Genomic DNA, 23,535 nt, shown 5'->3' with positions numbered 1-23,535 from the left:
CGAAAGAGAGCGTTTTTTTTATGGCGTTTGTTCTTAAAGTTATATTGTGCGTGTTAGCCGCGGCATAACAGGCTATTCGCTACAATCCACGCCCAAAAACTTGGGATTGTCGCTGTTACCTTCACGGGTGTCTATGCTTAGCGAGAGGAAAGTATTACATCTGATCGTTTATATTTTGTAAGATTTTTAAATAATTAATTATATATTAGCCAAACAATTAAAGCCGATTTTCATCAGACTTATCATATTAAACATGCATTAATAATTCTCACATAATCACAAGTTTATATTAGTCTTGCTATTCTTTAACTCAAAATGGCAGAAAAAACATAAATATAAATCATTAAAAAATAAAAAATGGCAGAAATCAAAGACAGAAGATACGGAACAGTTTTATTTTACATCGATGGGAATGAAATTAAAGATAGAAAACACGGAAGTACATTGTTTTACATACATAATTCAGAAGTTAGGGAGAAAAGTAGACATGGAAGTGTGAAATTTTATATCGAGAGTGATGAAATTAAAGAAAAAAGTAAATATGGTAATGTTCGATATTATTTTGACGGAAAAGAAGTGCGAGATAAAAGCAAGCATGGAAGTACAAGATTTTACGTTGATGGTAGTGAAATAAAAGAAAAAAGTAAACATGGAAGTTTAAAATATTACATTGATGGTTCTTTGACAAGAGACCAATTGTACGGATTTATATCAATAATCTAAAAATGGAAAAATTTAGTATTAAAGAGCATTATGAAGTTGAGTTAGAAAAAATATGGAACGATAGGGAATTTCAAAATATTGAATTTATAAATCGTGGTTATGCAATGCAAGATGAGATAATAAAAAATTCTATTCTTTTTATCGGCATAAATCCATCATTTTCTGGGAAACACTTAAAAAATGAAAGTCATTTTTATAATAATAACCAAGAAGGTAATATTTATTCATATTTTAAAAAATTTCAAGATATTTCCAAGAAAACGGAAATTCCTTGGTCGCATTTAGATTTGTTGTGTTTAAGAGAAACAAATCAGAAAAATATTGAGAGAATAAATCAGGATCAAAATGGAAAAAAATTCTTTAAAAAACAATTAGAACTCTCGAAAAAAATAATAGAAAAAACAAAGCCAAAAATAATTGTGGTTTCAAATTCTTTTGCAAGAAAACTTATATGTTTAGATTTTCAAATTGAATTCGATGAAAAACTTGGAACTAATAAAATAATTAACAATAGCGCTTTAGAAAATACACCAATTTTTTTTACAAGTATGTTAACTGGTCAAAGAGCATTAGATTTAGGTTCGTATGAAAGGTTAATTTGGCATTTGAAATTTATATTAAAAAAGATCTAAAAAAAAATGATCTCTTAACACAGTATATAAGCAATCAATTATTCTGTTATTATTTGTAAAGTTAATGGGTTTCCCAAAGTTAGTTTATATTTGGAGAGATTGCTGCAAATGCACGCCACAGCACATATAAGTAAACTTTAGCACATATTAAAAAAAAATGACAGAAGAACAAGTAGCTATAAGATTAAACGAACTCAAAGAAATCCAAGACAAAAGACAAGATAAATTTTATTCATGGATAAAAACCATTATCACTTTATCAGTTGCCCTTTTTGGTATTTTAATATCATTTAAGTCAACATTCCCTATGTCTTTAGTTAAGTCGGTATTATACGCAATAGCTATCTCATCACTCGGATTCGGAATTCTTTTTGGCTTGATAGTTCTCTTTTCTGAAGTTCATATTTTAGATCGTATAAAAAGCAGTCGAGTGAAATTAACGGTAAACGAATTGGACGGAAAATTTAACAATTTAGATTTTGAAATAGTGAAAGAATCATTTTTTTTTAGAATTTCTCTCTTTATATGTATTTGTTTTTATTTACTTTCGTTATTTTCATTGATTACTTACTCTATTTACGATGTAGTAAAAAGTATGTGGTAGTTGCTAAATTTTTCGTTGCGAATGAAAGACGAACAATAAATTGGTTGAACTACCGCAAAAGCGTTGTAGGCTGGAATCAATTACATGCAGTTAAAACTTTGGAGTTAGTAAAATAATTATTAGAATTACAAGAGGCTAAAAAGCCTTTTTTTTTTGCAGCAGAATAATCTTATTTTCAATAGTGTACACATTTAAATTTCATCAATTAAACTTTATTATTTTTATTTTAAGTAGTTAATTTACAATAACATTTAAGTAAAAAGATATGGAAACTGAAATCATCAAAATAGGGAATTCAAAAGGTCTGCGTTTGAGCAAAACGATTTTAGATAAATATAACATTAAAGACAAAGTGGAAATCATCCTTGAGGAAGGACAAATTATTATTAAACCCATCAAAACACCAAGACAAAACTGGGAAACTACTTTTGAAAAAATGAGCAAAGAAGGTGACGATAAAATGTTACGGAATGAAAATTTTGAAGAAGGAAATTTTGAGGAAGGAAATCAATTCAATATGCAATAGTTGTAGTAAATCTTGATACTGCATTAGGTAGTGAAATTCAAAAAAAAAGAACCTGTGTAATTGTTTCACCAAACGAAATGAAAAAATACTTGGGCACTAATGTTATTGCACCTATGACTTCTAGCTTAAAAGAATATCCTACTAGAATTCCTGTAAATCATAATGACAAAAAAGGAATGATAGCAATTGACCAAATTATAATTATTGATAAAAAGAGAATTACAAAGTTGTTAGGAAAACTTAATAAGACAAATTAAAACATCTAAAAGAGGTCCTAAAAGAAACTTTTGTAGATTAAAGTATCACCAATACCGCTTACTAAAATAGTTATTACTTCATCTTATTCAAGAAGGAATCATCCATTTATTAAAAGAATAAACTTCAATATTTCTTCGGTGGTTAAAATATAATCGGGAATCAAATTTTTTATTGCATTGTTTGGCATAAAAGGCATATCAGCAGATGTTGGATTTTGTACCACAACAGTTCCTCCTGCTTCTTGGATGGCTTGTAAGCCTGCAGTTCCATCGGCATTAGAACCGGAAAGTAAAATACCTATAACATTGCTACCAAAAATCTCTGCAGCAGCTTCAAAAGAAACATCAATACTAGGTCTGCTATAATTTACTTTCTCCGAGCTGTCTAAAGCTAGTGTACCATTTTTCTCGAATAACAAGTGGTAATTAGAAGGTGCAACATACATATACCCTGATTCAAAGTCCATTTTGTCTTCTATTAACTTTAAAGGGGTATTTGACTTTATCTTGAGTAGTTCTTCTAAATTACTATCGTCAGAATGTTTTCTGTGGAGTACAATAACGAATGCAAAGGAATTCACTGCTGGTAAATTGGGTAATATATCCATAAGCGCATGCAAGCTCCCCGCGGAACCTCCAACAATTAGCACTTTACAGTTTGCAGTTACTTTATTTTTCTCCATAATTTTTCTTTCTGCACTTGTTTGTATTTGTCTTGAGCAATGGAGTATTTTATGGTTTCTTTAGTTCCAAGAGCTAAAAAACCAAGTATGGAAAGACTTTCGTCAAATAATTTTATAGCTCTAGACTGCAAATCATTATCGAAATAAATTAACACATTTCGACAAAAAATCATATCAAACTCGTTAAAAGAAGTATCTGAAACCAGATTATGTTGAGAAAAGACCATCTTTTTGATTAGGTCTTCACTGAATTTAGCATTTCCATAATTTGCAATATAATAACTGGAAAAATCTTCTTGTCCGCCAGAATCTCGGTAATTCTCTGAATATTCTTTCATCATTCGCAGTGGAAAAATTCCTTTTTTAGCAGTCTCTAAAACTTTCGAATTAATATCCGTTGCATAGAGTATAGATTTGTGTAGTAATCCTGCTTCTTGCAATAAAATAGCCATCGAATATACTTCTTCACCGCTAGAACATCCTGCATGCCAAATTCGGATAAAAGGTTTGGTGGCCAACAACGGTAAAATTTCATTTCGTAAAACTTTATAAAAAGAAGGATCACGAAACATCTCTGTTACATTAACCGTAATTTCGTCAATCGCTCTTTTGTAATAATCAGAATCGTATTTTACTTTCGATAAAAAATCATAAAAACTAGGGAAACCGTCTAAGTTCATTATCCTATTGACGCGACGTTTTAAGGAGGCTCTAGAATACCCTCCTAAATCAAATCCGTAATATTCATAAACATCGTTAATAAACGTTTCTAACTCTATGTCTTCTATCATAATAACTTTAAATTTTAGATAATGCTACTAGCAATTTATCTACGTCGACTGGTTTAGAGATATAATCATCGGCACCAGCCTGAAAACATTTTTCCTTATCGCCGGTCATTGCTTGAGCGGTCACTGCAATAATGGCCGTGGTCTCCCGTGAAGGTATTTTTTTAATAATTGGAATAGCATCGTAGCCATCCATATCCGGCATCATCATATCAATTAAAACAGCATCGATAACTTCATCAGTCTGCAGTAGCACTATAGCTTCTTCAGCACTCAAACAAGAGAGACAATCATAAGATCTTGCACGCAACGTGTTGACTAATGCAAAAATATTTCTAGGATCGTCATCAATAATTAAGAGTCTTTTCTTATTCATATATTGAAATCAATTTATATTAAACTTTATCATACAACCACACTCGCAATAGCGAAAGCAATTGATCAATATCTACAGGCTTCGTAATATAATCAGAAGCTCCTGCTTTTATGCATTTTTCTCGATCGCCAGTCATTGCTTTAGCTGTAACTGCAATTAATGGTAGCGCTTTTAATTTAGGATTGTCCCTGATTTTTTCAGCCGTTTCGTACCCATCCATATTTGGCATCATCATATCTAGCAAAACAATATCTGTATCAGCATGTTCAGCAAGCATTTTAATAGCTTCATTTCCATCAAATGCAGTTATTACATTCATTTTAAAAGCTTCTAAAGCCTTGGTTAAAGAATAAATATTTCTAACATCGTCATCTACAATTAAAACCTTTTTGTTAAGCAAAATATTATTCAGCTGATTGAGTTTTTTATAGTTCTCTTTTTTATCATCCACTCCTTTATTCTCTTCCATTAAATGTAGAAAAAGTGAAACCTCATCTAACATTCTTTGGTACGAATGAGCTGTTTTAACAATAATTGAGTCGGCATATTTTTTAATTTTTACTTCTTCCTTTAACGATAAACTTTTTCCTGTAAATACAATTACAGGAAGATTCTCTAGGCCTGGACTTTTCTTTACACCTTCTAAAATTTCATACGCTTGCTTGTCAGGAATTCCCATATCTAGAATTACACAGTCAATATCCTTTTTATTCAGCGCTTCTAAACCATCTGAAACTTCACTTTTAATCTCCGAATTAATATTATGATTTTCTAAAAAGAAGGCTAACGCTTTAGCATGTTTAGGATTATCTTCAATAATTAAAACCTTTTGCGATTCCTTACTAATGATGTGCTCTATTCGTGTAAAAACTTCTGGGATTCGTTCAAAAGCAACTGGTTTATGAAGAAAATCAACTGCTCCTTGCAATAAACTTTCTTGTTTCAATTTATGTGATGACATAATATGAACCGGAATATGTTTAGTCTGTGGATGGTTTTTAATTTCTTCTAATACCTCCCAACCACTTTTAATTGGTAACTCAATGTCTAATAATATTCCGACCGGTCTGTATAAAATTGCAAATTTTAAAGCGTAATCGCCTCGCACAGCAACAATAGTTTTGTAACCATTCTGCCTACTAAATGATAGCAAAGATTTGGCAAAATTCATATCATCTTCGACAATCAAAATTACTTTTTCACCGGGTAAAATATTATTTCTGTCATCCTCAATTTCGTCAGGAATTACAGTTGAAATGTATTTTTTCTTTGTTTCCTTTTCAGTGTTTACTATAGTATCTAAAACTTCAACGTCAGGTCTAACTGTAACAACAACTTTTTTATTTTTATTGACAAATCTCGGTAAGCAAAGAGTGAACGAGCTTCCCTCCCCTTCTACACTATTTAAAAGTATTTCACCGTCCAACAATTTAGCCAATTCTCTACTAATAGATAGACCTAAACCTGTTCCTCCATATTTTCTTTTAGTAGAACCATCTGCTTGCTGAAATGCCTCAAAAACGAGTGGTTGTTTATCTAATGCGATTCCAATTCCTGTATCTTTTACGATAAAACAAATTATGTTTTCGTCATCTGTATTTATTTTTATCTCGACACTTACTGATCCTCTGTTGGTGAATTTAATAGCATTTGAAATAAGATTTTTTAGAATTTGCTCTAATCGCATCTTATCTGTTTTGAGAATTACAGGCGCTTCATGGGCAATAATTTCAAAACCTATATTTTTAGCTTTTGCTACTTGAGTAAATAAACTAGATAAACCATCCGTAATTTCTTTAGTAGTCACATCGATATATTCAAGTTCCATTTTACCTGCTTCAATTTTGGATAAATCCAAAATCTCATCGATTAAGCCCAGTAAGCTATTTCCAGAACTTTGAATCACTTGAGCAAACTCAATTTCCTCATCGTTCATGCTCTTATTGTTATTTTCAGACAATAATCGGCTTAGTAGTAAAATCGAGTTTAGCGGCGTTCTCAATTCATGAGACATATTCGCTAAAAATTCTGATTTGTAACGAGTTGATAATTCTAAAGCCTCTGATTTTTTAAGAATCTCCGTATTTTTTTCTTCTAATAAAATACTGCGTTCAGAAAGTTCTTCATTGGTTTGTTCTAACTCTTCTTGTTGCACTCGTAACTCTTCCTCAGATGCTTGTAGTTTTTCCGTTTGCGTCTCCAACTCAGCATTCATTGATTCTAATTCGCTGTGTTGAATTCGTAATTCCTCTGATTGCGCCTCCGTCTCTTCTAGTAATTCCAGTACACGCTTTCTATTTTTAGTAGATTTAATAGCGATTCCAATATTCTTACTCACAATATTTAGGAACTCTAAATGAAGATCAGAAAAACCGTTTATACTAACAAGTTCTACTGCACCCTCAACCGTATTATCCATTAAAGGAAGTGCGACAATATGTGTCGGTTTTATTTCTCCAAGCGCATAATTGACTTGAATATATTCAGAAGGAACTGCTTTCAGCTCTAACAGTTTTCCAGAGACAACTGCTTGCCCTAATAATCCATCACCACTTTGAATTCGTTCTCGACTTTTATTAGGAATATAACTGTATCCAGCTTTAGACAAAAGAACGTCACCATACAATACATAAAAAGCTCCTGCACTACTGTTAGTGGTAACACATAAAAATTCTGTTATGTCTCTGGCTAAATCCAACATTGATTTATCACCTAACATAATATTATTGAGACGCGCGATACCTGATTGCAGCCATTCTTTATCAGATAATAAGGTAAAAGAATTTTGTAGGGATGAACTCATATTATTTAATGATTCTCCGACCGATCCTAATGCATCAGCTTTACTGTCACTTACGCGAATATCATAATTTCCTTGTGCAATATTGACTGCAATAGTACTAATGGCTTCAATTCTATTAGCTGTTTCTTTATCTTTTTTCTGCAATTCCTCTTGCAATCTAGCGCGTTCTGTAAAATCTTTTAGAATTCTAACTAAGAAAACCAGTGAAATTATAAATGCAATTACAAAGGCGACAACAATCAAAATCAGGCTGTAACTACCATAGCTTTCAGCATTTTGATTTCGATTTTTTAATTGTAATTGTTCGTTTTTCTCAATGTTACGGAAAGAATCTCTCAACTCGTCCATCATCATTTTTCCAGCATTAAGGTCAAATGATATGGTTTGTTTTCCAAGGCGTTTTTTAGCAATTTGACCTTTTAAATAATCGAAATAATTATTTCTTAAAATTTTTAAATCTTGAACCGCTTTATTTTGTTTAGGATTGTCAAGAGTAAGTTCGTCGAGTTTATTGAAAAAGGTACTTGATTCTATCTCAGCCTTTTTATACATATCAACAAATTGCTCATTTCCTGTAATCAGAAAACCGCGCATACTGGTTTGTGCATCTGTAAGAATAGCTTCTCCTTCATTAACATTGTAAATGACATCCTGAGTTTCATTAACTGAAGTTACACTTTCTAATAAATTTTTTATACTGATGTATGAAGCAGTCGAACTAATCACTAATACCACTAATGAAATGGTACAACTTATTAATAAATTTCTTTTAAAATTACTTTTCATAAATTGTGTCTAATTAGTTTGAATCTCTTGCTGTAAAGGTAAAACTAGAATGAAACTAGCTCCTTTACCCAACTCACTTTTTGCAGTAATTAATCCGTTGTGTTTTTCCATAATTTTTTTCGAAATGGCTAATCCTATTCCCGTTCCTTCATAAATAGAGCGATCATTCAAACTCTGGAAAATAACGAAAATTCGATCCAAGTATACTTCGTCAAAACCAATACCGTTATCTGATATTATGATTCTGCAGAATTCACCTTCGGGATCAGTTTCACTATCAAATTCTCTATTTTTTATTAATTCAGAAGTAATTTCGATTGTAGGCACAGCTACATTTCCTGAAAACTTAAGTGCATTCCCTATTAAATTCTGAAAAACTTGTCGGAGTTGACTTGGAATACTATGAATTGCTGGCAGATCGGTCACTTTGATAACTGCACTTTTATTTTCAATTTGGTAATCAAAATCAGAAAGTACTTCTTGTAAAACTACATTTAAATCGGTTTTTTCGAATAAGACTTTGGATGACAATCGCGAATAGGCTAATAAATCACTAATTAGTGTTTGCATTCGCTCCGCAGATTTCATCGTTCGATTTACGTAGTCAAGCGCTTTTGGATTATCCTTTAAATACAAGTCTTTTATGATTCCAATAAATATTTGGATTTTGCGTATCGGTTCATTTAAATCATGAGAAACAACCCATGAAAATTGCTGCAATTCATGGTTTTTAAATTCTAACTCTTCATTTTTTAAAACCAATTCCTTAGTTCGCTCGACAATTTTTATTTCTAAATTATCTTGAGCTTCCTTTCGAAACGCTATTTCTTTGGACAGCAAATCTTTCATTACTTTCAGCTCATTTTGCTGCTCGTATATCTTAATGAATGATTTAACTTTTAATATCAACAAGTCAGAATCTACAGGTTTAGTAATATAATCTACCGCTCCAGTTTCATAACCTTTAAAAATATATTTCTTTTCAATATTTATAGCTGATAAAAAAATAACTGGAATATCTTTTGTCTTTTTATTACCAGAAAGAATTTTAACCACCTCAAAACCATCGAGTCCAGGCATTTGAACATCCATTATAATTAAGCTATAATCAGTTTTCAAAATTTTCTTAAGCGCTTCCTCTCCAGACTCAGCAGTATCTACTTCTATACTATGAAGTTCCAGTGTTTTTTTTAAGGCAATTATATTCGCACGAATATCATCTACGATTAATATCATTTAATTAGGAGGTAAATCGACTGAATTGAATAATTTGGAATTAAAATTCGTTCGAAAATTGTTATTATACTGTAAAACATTCGTTTGTAATAAAGTTACAAATTTTTCAAATTTATAAAAAAATTGCAAAATGCTCCTCTTTTAATTGGCAAGAAAATTACATAATTCCCATGTTTCAAAGCTCTTTTGAAATTATTATAACTGACAAATTATTATATACTAATAAGTCAATCAAATTGTTTTGAATAATTTAAAAAATGTGAGAAAGACATAAGTCTAATATTTAATTCTATAATAATTAACGATCTATTTGTCCTTTACTTTGCCCCAGTATAAACAACAACTTAAACAACAAAAAAATGAAAAATTTAAAAAAGAGTTTTGGCGCACTGATTTTAGCAATTTGTGTATTATCTGGATTTCTATTCGTTTCTTGCGACAAAGAGGAAACTGAAGTTAATATGATTATCAGAAACTGGAGTCTTGAAACTAAAACAGTATTAGGCGGTAGTGTAATAACAGATTGTGAAAAAGGTTCAACGTGGAACTTTAAATCTGATGGTTCTTACGTTATAAAAGATAGCTGTGGAGATACAAAAACAGGAACTTGGAAAGTAGCTGAAGATGGAAAAACATTAACACTAAATGATGCTACCGCTTACAAAGTAATTGAAAACAGTCTTACAAAATTAGTTATCGATTTACAGGTAGGAGATGCAGGATTAGTTCGTTGGACTTTCAAATAATATTCAATTATTTTTAATGAAGTGTTTTTCACTGAAAAGTTTTAAGTTCAGTAAGGAAGATTCATAAATACAATACGCTACTAATTTTCAATTAGAAGATTAAGTAAATAATTGCATAAAAAGAGGATAATTTTAATTAATTACCCTCTTTTTTATTTCATAATTCTAAATGTATTGAAGGTTATAGAAATGGTTTTATATTTTAAATAAGTAATAGTATCGAAATCTAATTTTTATTCCTGACGGAACAGCGTGGACAATAATTGTAAAGTAAAGCATCTTTTATTTCATCTATATTTGTGTTTAAAGTAATAGTTTTACCTTAAGACTTTATTTAAAAATGTTTATAAAGAATATACTATAGAATGAGCGTAGCAAATAAAAACGAACTGTCTTCAACGAAGATTTTTGAAAATAAAACAACAAAAATTAACAACCTTAAATGTATAATTTTTGATTGTGACGGAATACTTGTAGATAGTGAAAGTATTGCAAATCAAGTATTACTTTCAATGGCCGAGCCTTTTGGACTAAAAATATCAATGGAAGAAGCTGTTAAAAAATTTAATGGAAGACGTTTAAATAGCATTTTCGAACAAATAGAAATACTAATAAATAAAAAACTACCGGAAAGTTTTGAAACTGAATTCAGAAAACGAACTTTTGAAGCCTTTAAAACAGATTTGAAACCTATAAAGGGTGTTACAGAATTTATCAATTCCTTAAATATAAGTTTCTGTGTAGCTTCGAGCGGCCCTGTCGAAAAAATTACTTTGAATTTAACGACAACTGGATTGATAGAAAAATTTGAAAACAAAATCTTTAGCTCCTATCAAATTAATAGTTGGAAACCAGAACCTGAAATCTTCTTACATGCTTGTAAGCAAATGGGATTTGAAATAGAGGAATGTATAGTAATCGAAGATAGTGTGGCAGGAGTTATTGCAGCTGCAAAAGGAGGATTTAAAGTATATGGTTTAGCGAATGAAAACAATGCACAAGATTTAATTAATGAAGGAGCTACTGTCTTTTACAGTTACGAAGAATTGGCACAGATTCTAAATATTGTCAATTAGAAGTCCTTCTAAATAAATCAGTGTGAGAAATTATTAAATCCTTTTATTATATTTGAAATAGAAAATTTTTTAGTTCAAATAAGCAGCACTGCTAAAAAAAATAAGGATGCCAATAGCTAACATACCTGAAACGTATCTGCAAAACGATAAAGCAATCCCCGATTTGCTTCTTTACGACTTCAAGATGAATACTGATTTGGTGAAAAGTAAAGTCCACCTGAGCATGAATATGTTTAGCTTTTTACAAGTTGGTAAAAAACAAGTCCACTTTGCAGGAAATTCTGTCGCTGTCAATAAGGACCAATCGCTATTGCTAAAAAAAGGCAATTGGCTATGGACAGAGTTGTTAGAAAACGAGCCAACATATTACTGTAAACTATTCTTTTTCTCTGATAAAAAACTGAAAGATTTTTTAGAAAAGCATGCGCAAAATCCTATTGTGCTAAGTAATGAAATTCCCTATTTTATAATTAGTAATGACGTATATATAACTACTTATTTAAATTCATTAACGACAATTAGTAAAGCTCCAGCTATCTTTTTCGAAAATTTATTAGCCTTAAAATTTGACGAATTAATGCTTTACCTTCTTCAAAAATATGGATCTCAATTTGAGCAGTATTTGAAATCATTGATTGCAGATGAAAGCTCTACTTTTAAGAAAATCGTTGAAAGCAAAATGCATGCAAACTTAAAGCTAGGAGAAATTGCTTTTTTATGCAACATGAGTTTATCTACTTTTAAACGCCATTTCGTTAAAGAATATAAAATCACACCCGGAAAATGGCTTCAAGAAAAGAAACTTGAAGCAGCTAAAGAAATTCTCGAAAAAGGAAAATTAAAATCATCTGACATTTATCTAGATTTTGGTTATAATAATTTATCCAACTTTAGTTTAGCATTTAAAAATAAGTTTGGCTACAGCCCAAGGAATATAAATAGTAAAACTTGAAAATTAATTGTTTTGAACTTTATTCATAACAGAATGAACTTTTATAATAAGTTAAAAAGTAAATATTAATTTAAATTTGTATTGTAATCATAACTTAAAAAACTAATAATCATGAATATATCATTAGCACAAGCAGAAAAAATAATTGCAGCGGCACAACAAAAATCAGCAGCAATAGGTACAAAAATGAACATCGCTGTAGTTGATGCAGGCGCAAATTTAGTTGCTTTTGCACGTATGGATGGCGCATGGCTAGGATCACTTGACATATCAATTAAAAAAGCAAAAACAGCTCGTTTTTTTGATATGAACACGGGAGTTATAGGAGAACTTTCACAGCCAGGAGGTTCGCTCTATAATATCGAACATTCAAATAGTGGATTAATTACTTTCCCAGGAGGTATTCCAATTAAAAATGCGGCTGGTGAAATTATCGGTGCAATTGGAGTTAGCGGAAGTTCGGTTGAAAATGATCACACCGTTGCAGAGGCTGGCGTCTTAGCACTATAATAAAAGAGAAAATAAAGAGGAAAAGAGGATAACTGCAGCTAGTTATCCTCTTTTTTTTTGCAAGAAAACTAAAAAGTAATTTACTTTAAAATTCGATTTTACATACAATTTGGGACAATAACTTAAGAAAGAAATTTAAATAAATTAAAAAATCTTGTCTTAATATTCCGATTTTTTGTGATAGAAATTTCTGATTTTCATTTATATTTGTTATTGATGAGGATATTATTTCCTTTAAATTTAATTGACTTCAATATTTCTAATCAAAATAAAAAATCATGAGCATACTAATCAAAAACGGACTCTTTTTCTCTGGAGACAAAGATGAGAATGCGTCAAAAAAAGATGTATTAATTGATAATTTAGGTCGGATTCAAGAAATAGCTGAACCAAATTCGATTGAATGTTTTGGTGCGGAAATAATTAATGCCGAGGGAAAATGGATTGTACCAGGTTTTGTAGATTCACATACACATTATGATGCTGAGCTATTAGCATCACCAGGAATAAAAGAATCAGCGCGACACGGAGTAACAACAATAATTCTAGGAAGCTGTTCTGTTTCTGCTGTTTTTAATAGTCCTGAAGACACAGCAGATTCCTTTACCAGGGTTGAAGCAATTCCCAGAGAAATGATGCTTCCATTATTACAAAAAGAAAAAACTTGGAATAACCCAAAAGAGTGGAAATCATATATAAACAATTTGCCATTAGGAATTAACGTAGCCTCTTTTATTGGGCATTCTGATATTCGAATGAAAGCAATGGGGATTAAGCGCTCTTTATCAGACGAAATTTCTGCTAGCGAGGAGGAAAAGCAAACAATGCTGAACATGTTGAATGAAGCATTAGATGCAGGTTTCATAGGTTTGTCAACAATGGACAATCCGTGGGATAAAATGGACGGCGATCGTTACTGGTCGCACAAAACACCCTCTTTCTATTCCTCTTGGAAAGAAAGAAAAAGTTTAATTGAATTACTACGAAAAAAAGATGCTATTCTTCAAGGCGCACCCAATCTAGTTACGAGAGTCAATGCTCTAAATTACATGCTTGCGAGTGCAGGTATTTTTAGAAAACCCCTAAAGACAACAATGATTGCCATGATGGACTTGATAGGCGATCGTTACATTTATCCTTTAATTGCTTTAGCTTCGAGATCGATAAACATATTAGCAAATGCAGATTTCAGAATGCAGTCACCACCTTGTCCGTTTACGGTTTATTACGATGGCGTCGACTCAGTGATGTTTGAGGAATTTCCTAGTGGTGAAGCGCTTAGAAATCTCGCAAAAGAGTTAGACCAAAGAAATGAATTAATAACTAATGTGGAATTTAGAGACAATTTTAAAAAAGAAATTAAGAAAAAGTTTGCTCCAAAGGTTTGGCATAAAGATTTAAGCAAAGCTGTTATATTAGATTGTCCAGAGCAAAGCTTAATAGGTAAAAACTTTTACCAAATAGCCGAAGAAAAAAACATTCATCCTGTTGACGCATTCTTGGACACGATAATATTGTATGACAAAAAAATAAGATGGACGACAACAATTGCAAATGATAGAAAAGAAAAATACAAAGATCTTTACAATTTTAAGTACAACCTAATTAGTTTTTCTGATGCAGGTGCCCACCTCAACAATATGGCGTTTTACAATTTTCCTTTAAAAATGATTAAAATCGTTCAAGAGTCAATCGATAAAGGAACTCCAATAATGACAATGGAAAAATGCATTTGGAGGTTAACAAAAGAACAAGGCGATTGGTTTGATTTAGATTGTGGTAACTTAGAAAAGGGAAAAACTGCTGATTTAGTAATTTTGAATCCAGCTCATTTTAATACGATTAGTGAAAACGTTGAAATTGATACCATTACGGAATTTGATAACTACGAAAGGTTAGTAAATAGAAACGAAGGAGTTGTAACCGCAGTAATAGTTGGAGGAAAAGTGATTTTTAAAAATGAAAATTATGTCGAAAATTATGGAACCGATATAAAATATGGAAGATTTTTAGAGAAGGGTAAAAGTAATTAAGTGTAGTTGAGCGACTATAATTTAATTTCCCTCTCGATCTTAGAAAATTATTTGTTGTTATTTCTAGAAATAGAAAATTTCAGTTCTTACCATAGATATTATTTTCTCTACTATATTTTCGTAAAAAACACAAGTAATAATTATTACTACTCCATCAGGAGCAATTGCTAAAATAAAATCAATTCAATATTCCAATGCCATTACAGGTTTATAAAACAAAGACGAAAAATGAAGATTGATCCGAATGAAAGTGACAAATACGTTGAAGAAAATTTCTTCTCACAAGAAATAGCTGTTAACGAAAGAAAATATGTTTTCAACAAACTTTTTTTTCACTACAAAAAGGACTGGCAAAGCTCGTTTGCTTTGATGCTCTTTTTAAGTGTTGGAATAGCTTGCCTCGGACTTTCAGAAAACTCTTCAGCAACCATTATTGGTGCGATGATTATAGCTCCGCTTGGTCAGCCAATCGTCGCCTTAGGAGGTGCTATTGCTTTGGGTTGGAAAAAGCAATCGTTTCGCATGGTTCTCATAATTTTTCTAGGAATAGTAGGTTCGCTAATTGTCTCTTACTTGATAGGGCTTACGCTACCTGACTTGTCTCCTAACGAACAACTATTGATTAGAACTGCTCCTGATTTACGAGATCTCGGAATCGCGTTATTAGCTGGAGCCGGCGGATCTTATGGATATTATCGTAGTGAATATTCAACTGTTTTAGCAGGTGTTGCGATTGCTGTAGCTCTAGTTCCACCTATTTGTGCTTGTGGTCTAATGCTTGAACAAGGCAATTATATACTAGCAAGCGGAAGTATATTATTGTTTTTCACCAACTTAATGGGAATCGCTTTTTCTTCAATTTTAGTATTTTTCCTTTTAGGTCTGAAAACTAAAAGAAATCGAAGATGGTTTTATACCGGTTCCATTTTTATAATATTTTTGGGCTCAGCCACAATTCTTCCTTTAGCGCTGAATTATGACAAATTCACTTCAGGTGCTCAATTTCAAAGTTCTATTTTTGAAAAGTCAGCAAGCGTCTTAAATCAGTCTAAAAATGCTCCCGAAATAAAAAATATTTTGATTCAAGGAACTGCTGCATTCATTACAATCAAACCTTTTCCTGAAAATAAAAACGAAAGAGAAAAATTGATTAATAAATTAGAGGATGCTACAGGATTACAAGTATTCCTAATCAATCCAACAAAAGAAGATTATAATTACAAAGTTAAATAAAGAAACTATAGTTGTAAAAACTAGTTCTATGACAAGAACTAATCAATTATTTTGTAATAGTATCTACAATATCAGCAACAGGGCGAATTGCAGTAGTGTTTTCAATCGTTGGTCCTGCAACCCACACTGTTTTGTAAGTTACTTCAGTTGCGGCTTTAGTAACAGCATTTGAACCCAGTAAATAACGGATCATCTTAACCCATTTTTTTAAGGTTTTATTTTTACTTAAGGTGCTTTCAATCCATGATTGTTTCGTACCTACTTTTTGAACATACGGAGTATTAATTACGGTACAAGGTGTTCCCGATATTTTCTCTGTAAGAACTATATCCTTCGCTCCATAGTCTACGCAGGCTTGCTTATATTCTTCAGAAACTCCAGATTCCAAGGATGCAATAAACGGACTTCCCACAGAAACACCCACTGCGCCGTAAGCCATCATTGTATCTAAATCCACTTTCTTACTTACTCCACCTGCAGAAATTACAGGTAATGTTGTTTTTGAATCCAACTCTCTAATTAAATCTTCAGGCGTATGATTTCCTCTATGCCCACCTGCCAAGTTATTGACCGCAATAAGAGCATCGGCTCCTAAAGTCTCTACTTTTTTGGCGAAAGCCAAATCAGTAACATCACAAAAAACTTTAATTCCAACTTTATGTGCCATTCTAATTGTCTCTTCCGGCGAACCTAAAGATGTAATAATAAAATCTACTTTTTCCTCACATAAAACAGCTAATTGATCTTTGTACTTTATATTAGATTTATTGACAATTAAGTTATAACCAAAACTTCCCCCCGGAACTTTAGCAGATCGAAGCTCAATTATAGAAGCGCGAAGCTCGTCTAATGTCCTGTAGTTTAAAGCTGGAATACAACCAGCAACACCCGCTTTCATTCCCTCAATCACCATTTTAGTATTTGAAACTAAAAACATTGGAGCTATTATTAAAGGTTTATTGATTTTTAAAAGAGAAGTTAAAGTGGGCTTAATCATCAGTGAGATATTTAGTAAAAACAAATATAACGAAATATACTATGCGTGCCTACTAATTTAAAAAAAATGAGAATAATCAGTGATTTTCATAATTTAGCTGATAAGAAATGACAAACTTTTAATAATTATTAAATATTATTTTTCTAATATTTCACCAACTAATGCAACAGCAAAATAGTAATCTTATTTCATTTTAAATACTTGCAGTTAAACTTCTTTCCAAAATGTCTCTGAACTAATAATAGTAATTGTTTTAAAATCAAATTCTTAAAATGCAATAAAAGAAAACGATTTCGCAATCAAATTGTAGAACTTTTAAAATTTACTATTTAATTCTAAAAAAGTAATCGTTATTATTAAATTTTAATTAATTTGCATAAAAATTCAATCTTTTTATAATGATTTCAGTAACTAGACTTTTCGATTTTCCGTACTATCAACAAGAGAAATATAATAATATTTCTGATGCATTGGTGACTAAAATTAACGGTGTTTGGGAGAAAACTTCTACCCAAGAATATATAGCGAAAGCAAATAAGATTTCTCGTGCATTATTGCGTATGGGAGTTCAAAAAAATGATAAAGTCGCTATTATTTCTACTAATAATCGAACGGAATGGCACATTATGGATATTGGTGTTTTACAAATTGCTGCTCAAACAGTACCAATTTATCCTACCATTTCAGAAGATGATTATGAATATATCCTAAATCATTCTGAAGCAAAATATTGTTTCGTTTCTGATGAAGAGGTGCTCAGAAAAGTAAACCTAATTAAAGATAAAGTACCTCATCTAAAAGAAGTGTACTCATTCAACACGATTGAAGGTTGCAAAAACTGGAATGAATTACTAATTAGTGGCGAAGACCAAGCAAACCAGCAAGAGGTAGAAACAATAAAAGATAGTGTTGATCCACATGATTTGGCAACAATTATATACACTTCAGGAACTACTGGACGACCAAAAGGTGTGATGTTGTCGCATGACAATATTGTATCTGATGTTATTAATAGTGCTCCTAGAATTCCATTTGAAGCTGGAGCAAGTCGTGCGTTGAGTTTTCTTCCCATTTGCCATATTTTCGAAAGAATGATCTTATACTTGTACCAGTATTATGGTGTATCAGTTTATTTTGGAGAAGCAATCGATAAAATCAGTGATAACTTAAAAGAGGTTAAGCCAACCGTTATGACGGCGGTTCCAAGACTTCTGGAAAAAGTATACGATAAAATATATGCTAAAGGAACAGAGCTGACAGGAATTAAAAAAAGTCTTTTCTTTTGGGCTATCGATCTAGGATTGAAATACGAACCTTATGGAGCGAATGGATCATGGTATGAATTCCAATTAAACATTGCGAGAAAATTAATTTTCAGTAAATGGAAAGAAGGTTTGGGTGGAAACCTAGATTTAATGGTTTCCGGTAGCGCCGCATTACAACCTCGTTTAGCTAGAATTTTTGCAGCAGCCGAAATTCCTGTAATGGAAGGTTATGGTTTAACGGAGACTTCTCCTGTAATCTCTGTCAACGACATGAGAAATAAAGGATTCAGAGTCGGAACTGTGGGTAAAGTTATTGATAACGTCTCAGTGAAGATTGCTGAGGATGGGGAAATTCTTTGTAAAGGACCTAATGTTATGCTGGGTTACTACAAAGACGAAAAGCTAACTAGTGAAGCAGTAACTGATGGATACTTCCATACAGGCGACATTGGAGAAATCGATAGTGATGGATTCTTAAAAATAACAGATCGTAAAAAGGAAATGTTTAAAACGTCTGGTGGTAAATATATTGCGCCCCAGATTATTGAAAATACAATGAAACAATCTCGTTTTATTGATCAAATCATGGTAATAGGTGACGGACAAAAAATGCCTGCTGCCTTTATCCAACCAAGTTTTGATTTCATTAAAGAATGGGCAAAAATTCATAAAGTAAATATTGGCACTTCTAACGAGGATATTATTTCAAACGTGAAAGTGATTGACCGTATTCAAGAAGAAATAAACTTATACAACGAAAAATTTGGTCATTGGGAACAAATCAAACGTTTTGAACTCACAGCTGAAGTTTGGTCAATTGAAGGTGGAGAAATGACTCCAACGTTAAAATTAAGAAGAAAACCAATTATGGAAAAATACAAAGTATTATTTGATAAAATCTATAGCTAGAAGCTAGCTGCAATTTTTTTATGTATAATTACTTATTAGTTGAAAAACTATAGAATACTTTTTCACTCCAAAACTCCTCTAAATCAGAGGAGTTTTTTTATATTTATTACTTTTTAACAAAAAAATAGTTGAATATATTATGCATGCATAGTATTTTTTATTATATTTGAAATCGCTATAGCAAAAATATGAAAGACAAAACGATAGATTATATCTTACGTGCCACTTGGCAGGCCGTTTCCCGAATGTATAACGAGGAAGCCTCTAAATATGGTGCTACTATGTCAACAGGATTTGCTTTATTGAGCATTGATAAAGATAAAGGAACTCCTTCTACTTCTTTAGGTCCAAAAATGGGAATGGAAGCGACTAGCCTAACCAGAACCTTGAAATCAATGGAAGAGAAAGGATTAATTATCCGAAAGAAAAATCCAGAAGATGGCCGAGGCGTGCTTATTTACCTTACTGAATTTGGTAAAGAAAAAAGAGAATTATCAAAAAATACCGTTTTGAAATTTAATGAAAGTGTTAAGCAAACTATTTCTGAAGAGAAATTGCAGCATTTTATTGAGGTTGCAGAAACAATCAACGAATTAATTCAAGATAAAAACATATTTAATCACGCGAACGTCATTGATATGACAGAGCTTTCAGAGCATACTGAAAAAGAATAATTCAGTAAGAAAGACGCTGAAAATATTATACTCTAATAAAATAAATAGTAATTATATATGAAACGCACAATTAAAAAAGTCGCAGTAATAGGATCCGGAATAATGGGTTCAGGAATTGCTTGTCATTTTGCAAACATTGGGGTCGAAGTCTTACTTCTAGATATTATCCCTAGAGAACTAACTGAGGCAGAAGCTAAAAAAGGACTAACTTTAGAAAGTAAAATTGTAAGAAACCGTTTAGTGAACGAGCATTTAGCAACTTCATTAAAGTCAAAGCCCTCTCCTATTTACAGTCAGAAGTTTGCTTCTAGAATTACTACTGGAAATACCACGGATGATATGTCAAAAATCGCTAACGTAGATTGGATTATCGAAGTTGTCGTAGAGCGTTTAGACATCAAGAAAATGGTATTTGAGCAAATTGAAAAATTTAGAAAACCAGGTACTTTAGTAACTTCAAATACTTCGGGGATTCCAATTCATTTTATGAGTGAAGGTCGAAGCGAAGATTTCCAAAAACACTTCTGCGGAACACACTTTTTTAACCCTGCTCGTTATCTAAAATTATTCGAAATCATTCCTGGTCCACAAACTTCAACTGAAGTGTTGGACTTCCTTACTATATATGGCGAGAAATTCTTAGGAAAAACTTCTGTTGTTGCTAAGGATACTCCTGCTTTTATAGGAAACAGAATTGGTATTTATGGAATTCAGAGTTTATTTCATTTGGTAAAAGAAATGGGATTAACGATTGAAGAAGTTGATAAGTTGACCGGTCCAGTTATTGGTCGTCCAAAATCAGCTACTTTCCGTACCGTTGATGTTGTTGGTTTAGATACCTTAGTGCATGTTGCTAATGGTATTTATGAAAACTGTCCAAACGATGAGCAACATGAATTGTTCAAACTTCCGGAATTTGTCAATAAAATGATGGAAAATAAATGGTTAGGAAGTAAAACAGGTCAAGGTTTTTACAAAAAAGAAGGAAAAGAGATTCTGACTTTAGATTTAGATACTTTAGAATATCGTTCAGCTAAGAAAGCTTCATTTGGAACTTTAGAACTTACAAAAACAATTGATAAGCCTATCGATCGTTTTAAAGTTTTAGTAAAGGGAAAAGATAAAGCGGGAGAATTTTATAGAAAAAGTTTTTCTGGAATGTTTGCTTATGTTTCAAACAGAATTCCTGAAATTTCAGATGAATTATACAAGATTGATGATGCCATGAAAGCTGGTTTTGGATGGGAAAATGGTCCATTCGAAATTTGGGATGCTATTGGTGTTGAAAAAGGAATTGAAATTATGAAAGCGGAAGGTCTAGAGCCTGCTGCTTGGGTAACAGAAATGTTAGCGTCTGGAAGTAAAAGTTTTTATACTATTAAAGAAGGAGCTACTTATTTCTACAATATTCCGACTAAAGCACAGACTAAAGTTCCTGGACAAGATTCATTTATTATACTGAACAATATTCGCGAAAGCAAAAAGGTTTGGAGCAATAGCGGTGCAATTATACAAGATTTAGGAGATGGAATTTTGAACTTAGAATTCCAATCTAAAATGAATACTATTGGTGGCGATGTTTTAACAGCTATCAATAAAGCGATTGATTTATCTGAGAAAGAATATCAAGGATTAGTTATTGGTAATCAAGCAGCAAATTTCTCTGTAGGTGCTAATATCGGAATGATATTTATGATGGCGGTGGAACAAGAATATGACGAATTAAACATGGCCATCAAAATGTTTCAAGACACGATGATGCGCGTTCGTTATTCTGGAATCCCAGTTGTAGTTGCGCCACACGGAATGACTTTTGGAGGTGGATGCGAAATGAGTTTACACGCTGACAAAGTAGTTGCGGCAGCAGAAACATACATGGGATTAGTAGAGTTTGGTGTTGGAGTAATTCCTGGCGGTGGTGGATCTAAAGAATTAGCTTTAAGAGCTTCTGATTTATTCCATAAAAATGATGTTGAGCTTAATGTATTGCAAGAATATTTCTTGACAATTGCTATGGCAAAAGTGTCGACTTCTGGTTACGAGGCTTTTGATACTGGACTTTTACAACATGGAAAAGACATTATTGTTGTGAATAAGGATCGCCAAATTGCAGAGGCTAAAAAGCATGCTTTAATTATGGCTGAAGCTGGTTATACACAACCAATACGAAGAAGTGATGTAAAAGTTTTAGGAAAGCAAGCATTAGGAATGTTCTTAGTGGGAACAGACCAAATGGAAGCTGGAAAATACATCTCTGAACACGACAAAAAAATAGCCAACAAATTAGCATACGTTATGGCTGGTGGAGATTTATCTGAACCAACATTAGTAACGGAGCAATATTTATTAGATCTAGAACGCGAAGCTTTCTTATCACTTTGTACAGAAAGAAAAACGTTAGAGAGAATACAATTTATGTTGACTAAAGGGAAACCGTTGAGAAATTAATTTTAAATTATAAATTATGAATTTTAAATGTGGTTTGAGATAATTCAAAATTTAAAATTCAGAATTCAAAACAGCATTATGAAAACAGCCTATATAGTAAAAGCATACAGAACTGCCGTTGGTAAAGCACCAAAAGGAGTTTTTAGATTTAAAAGACCTGATGAATTAGCTTCAGAAACCATTCAATATATGATGAATGAGCTACCTGATTTCGACAAAACTCGCATCGATGATGTGATGGTTGGAAACGCCATGCCAGAGGCAGAACAAGGACTTAATGTTGCGCGATTAATCTCTTTAATGGGTTTGAAAGTGGAAGATGTTCCTGGTGTAACTGTAAATAGATATTGTGCTTCTGGATTAGAAACTATTGGTATGGCTACAGCCAAAATCCAATCAGGAATGGCACATTGCATTATTGCTGGTGGCGCTGAAAGCATGAGTTTTATTCCGATGGGTGGTTATAAACCTACTCCGGATTATGCTGTTGCAAAAGCAGGAAACGAAGATTATTACTGGGGAATGGGACTTACAGCAGAAGCCGTGGCTGATCAGTTTAAAGTGTCTAGGGAAGATCAAGATGAGTTTGCGTACCACTCACATATGAAAGCCTTGAAAGCGCAAGCAGATGGAAAATTTGATAAACAAATTGTACCTATCACTATTGAGCAAACGTTTATAAATGAAAACGGAAAGAAGGAAACTAAGTCTTATGTAGTAAACAAAGATGAAGGTCCTAGAGCTGGAACTTCTAAAGAAGCTTTAGCGGGTTTAAGACCTGTTTTTGCAGACGGTGGAAGCGTAACAGCAGGTAACTCTTCACAAATGAGTGATGGAGCTGCTTTCGTTTTAGTGATGAGTGAAGAAATGGTGAAAGAGCTAAACTTACAACCTATTGCTCGTTTAGTAAACTTTGCTTCAGCTGGAGTTGAACCAAGAATAATGGGAATGGGACCAGTAAAAGCAATTCCAAAGGTTCTAAAGCAAGCTGGAATGGATTTAAAAGATATTGACTTAATTGAATTGAACGAAGCTTTTGCGTCTCAAGCTATAGCCGTTACACGTGAGTTAGGGTTAAATCCTGATATCGTTAACGTCAATGGTGGTGCAATCGCTTTAGGTCACCCATTAGGATGTACTGGAGCAAAATTATCTGTTCAATTATTTGATGAGATGAAACGTCGTGGAAATAAATACGGAATAGTATCTATGTGCGTAGGAACAGGACAAGGTAGTGCGGGGATTTATGAACTCCTTTAATTAATTTTAAATTTTGAA

Annotated in this window: 21 protein-coding genes; 15 read left to right on the top strand and 6 right to left on the bottom strand. The window is 32.3% G+C overall.

Features of this window, described 5'->3' with window-relative positions; all coding sequences use genetic code 11:
* Window positions 1–357: 357 nt before the first annotated feature.
* The 5 genes from BC961_RS03580 (at window position 358) to BC961_RS03560 (ending at window position 2,742) form a co-directional block, all read left to right on the top strand.
* On the top strand, window positions 358–723 hold the full coding sequence (locus BC961_RS03580; RefSeq protein WP_121924466.1) for a hypothetical protein: 366 nt from the start codon (window positions 358–360) through the stop codon (window positions 721–723).
* A 2-nt stretch (window positions 724–725) separates the two neighbouring features.
* A complete protein-coding gene (locus tag BC961_RS03575) occupies window positions 726–1,355 on the top strand; it encodes a hypothetical protein (protein ID WP_121924465.1) in 630 nt (209 codons plus the stop codon).
* 157 nt (window positions 1,356–1,512) lie between these two features.
* Entirely contained in the window at window positions 1,513–1,959 is a 447-nt protein-coding gene (locus tag BC961_RS03570; RefSeq protein WP_121924464.1) for a hypothetical protein, read from the top strand.
* Between the two features lie 265 nt (window positions 1,960–2,224).
* Complete coding sequence (locus BC961_RS03565; RefSeq protein WP_121924463.1) at window positions 2,225–2,485, top strand: AbrB/MazE/SpoVT family DNA-binding domain-containing protein; 261 nt, start codon at window positions 2,225–2,227, stop codon at window positions 2,483–2,485.
* A complete protein-coding gene (locus BC961_RS03560; RefSeq protein ID WP_317126953.1) occupies window positions 2,470–2,742 on the top strand; it encodes a type II toxin-antitoxin system PemK/MazF family toxin in 273 nt (90 codons plus the stop codon). Before BC961_RS03565 ends, BC961_RS03560 begins: the two co-directional genes overlap by 16 nt.
* A 98-nt stretch (window positions 2,743–2,840) precedes the next feature.
* On the opposite strand, the gene BC961_RS03555 is transcribed toward BC961_RS03560, so the two are convergent.
* From BC961_RS03555 to BC961_RS03535, 5 genes are read right to left on the bottom strand one after another with little or no spacing between them, the layout of a single operon-like run.
* On the bottom strand, window positions 2,841–3,425 hold the full coding sequence (locus tag BC961_RS03555) for a chemotaxis protein CheB (RefSeq protein ID WP_121924462.1): 585 nt from the start codon (window positions 3,423–3,425) through the stop codon (window positions 2,841–2,843).
* Entirely contained in the window at window positions 3,407–4,216 is an 810-nt protein-coding gene (locus BC961_RS03550; protein ID WP_121924461.1) for a CheR family methyltransferase, read from the bottom strand. Before BC961_RS03550 ends, BC961_RS03555 begins: the two co-directional genes overlap by 19 nt.
* Window positions 4,217–4,223: 7 nt before the next feature.
* On the bottom strand, window positions 4,224–4,589 hold the full coding sequence (locus tag BC961_RS03545; protein ID WP_121924460.1) for a response regulator: 366 nt from the start codon (window positions 4,587–4,589) through the stop codon (window positions 4,224–4,226).
* A gap of 19 nt (window positions 4,590–4,608) precedes the next feature.
* A complete protein-coding gene (locus tag BC961_RS03540; protein ID WP_121924459.1) occupies window positions 4,609–8,178 on the bottom strand; it encodes a response regulator in 3,570 nt (1,189 codons plus the stop codon).
* 9 nt (window positions 8,179–8,187) lie between these two features.
* Window positions 8,188–9,414: a hybrid sensor histidine kinase/response regulator gene (locus BC961_RS03535; RefSeq protein WP_121924458.1), complete on the bottom strand. Its 1,227-nt coding sequence runs from the start codon at window positions 9,412–9,414 to the stop codon at window positions 8,188–8,190.
* Window positions 9,415–9,773: 359 nt separating this feature from the next.
* On the opposite strand from BC961_RS03535, the gene BC961_RS03530 reads away from it, so the two are divergent.
* The 6 genes from BC961_RS03530 to BC961_RS03505 all read left to right on the top strand — a co-directional run bounded on the left by BC961_RS03530 (window position 9,774) and on the right by BC961_RS03505 (window position 15,964).
* On the top strand, window positions 9,774–10,160 hold the full coding sequence (locus BC961_RS03530; RefSeq protein ID WP_121924457.1) for a lipocalin family protein: 387 nt from the start codon (window positions 9,774–9,776) through the stop codon (window positions 10,158–10,160).
* Between the two features lie 365 nt (window positions 10,161–10,525).
* Window positions 10,526–11,236: an HAD family hydrolase gene (locus BC961_RS03525; RefSeq protein ID WP_121924456.1), complete on the top strand. Its 711-nt coding sequence runs from the start codon at window positions 10,526–10,528 to the stop codon at window positions 11,234–11,236.
* Between the two features lie 106 nt (window positions 11,237–11,342).
* A complete protein-coding gene (locus BC961_RS03520) occupies window positions 11,343–12,188 on the top strand; it encodes a helix-turn-helix domain-containing protein (RefSeq protein ID WP_121924455.1) in 846 nt (281 codons plus the stop codon).
* Between the two features lie 111 nt (window positions 12,189–12,299).
* On the top strand, window positions 12,300–12,698 hold the full coding sequence (locus tag BC961_RS03515) for a GlcG/HbpS family heme-binding protein (protein WP_121924454.1): 399 nt from the start codon (window positions 12,300–12,302) through the stop codon (window positions 12,696–12,698).
* A gap of 278 nt (window positions 12,699–12,976) precedes the next feature.
* Window positions 12,977–14,731: an N-acyl-D-amino-acid deacylase family protein gene (locus BC961_RS03510; RefSeq protein WP_121924453.1), complete on the top strand. Its 1,755-nt coding sequence runs from the start codon at window positions 12,977–12,979 to the stop codon at window positions 14,729–14,731.
* Between the two features lie 228 nt (window positions 14,732–14,959).
* On the top strand, window positions 14,960–15,964 hold the full coding sequence (locus tag BC961_RS03505; RefSeq protein ID WP_121924452.1) for a DUF389 domain-containing protein: 1,005 nt from the start codon (window positions 14,960–14,962) through the stop codon (window positions 15,962–15,964).
* 46 nt (window positions 15,965–16,010) lie between these two features.
* Here BC961_RS03505 and BC961_RS03500 read toward each other — a convergent pair whose 3' ends face one another.
* Complete coding sequence (locus BC961_RS03500; protein WP_121924451.1) at window positions 16,011–16,961, bottom strand: NAD(P)H-dependent flavin oxidoreductase; 951 nt, start codon at window positions 16,959–16,961, stop codon at window positions 16,011–16,013.
* A gap of 398 nt (window positions 16,962–17,359) precedes the next feature.
* Here BC961_RS03500 and BC961_RS03495 point away from each other — a divergent pair, with 398 nt between their 5' ends.
* From BC961_RS03495 to BC961_RS03480, 4 genes are all read left to right on the top strand, one after another.
* Complete coding sequence (locus BC961_RS03495; protein ID WP_121924450.1) at window positions 17,360–19,135, top strand: AMP-dependent synthetase/ligase; 1,776 nt, start codon at window positions 17,360–17,362, stop codon at window positions 19,133–19,135.
* 188 nt (window positions 19,136–19,323) lie between these two features.
* A complete protein-coding gene (locus BC961_RS03490) occupies window positions 19,324–19,809 on the top strand; it encodes a MarR family winged helix-turn-helix transcriptional regulator (protein WP_121924449.1) in 486 nt (161 codons plus the stop codon).
* Between the two features lie 57 nt (window positions 19,810–19,866).
* Complete coding sequence (locus BC961_RS03485; protein ID WP_121924448.1) at window positions 19,867–22,257, top strand: 3-hydroxyacyl-CoA dehydrogenase/enoyl-CoA hydratase family protein; 2,391 nt, start codon at window positions 19,867–19,869, stop codon at window positions 22,255–22,257.
* A 78-nt stretch (window positions 22,258–22,335) separates the two neighbouring features.
* Window positions 22,336–23,517, top strand: coding sequence for an acetyl-CoA C-acyltransferase (locus tag BC961_RS03480; protein WP_121924520.1), 1,182 nt, complete (start codon window positions 22,336–22,338; stop codon window positions 23,515–23,517).
* Window positions 23,518–23,535 lie beyond the last annotated feature (18 nt).

The organism is Flavobacterium weaverense (assembly GCF_003688495.1).
In the GTDB taxonomy this organism is placed as follows: Bacteria; Bacteroidota; Bacteroidia; order Flavobacteriales; family Flavobacteriaceae; genus Flavobacterium; species Flavobacterium weaverense.
This window is presented reverse-complemented; position numbering and strand designations above follow the sequence as displayed.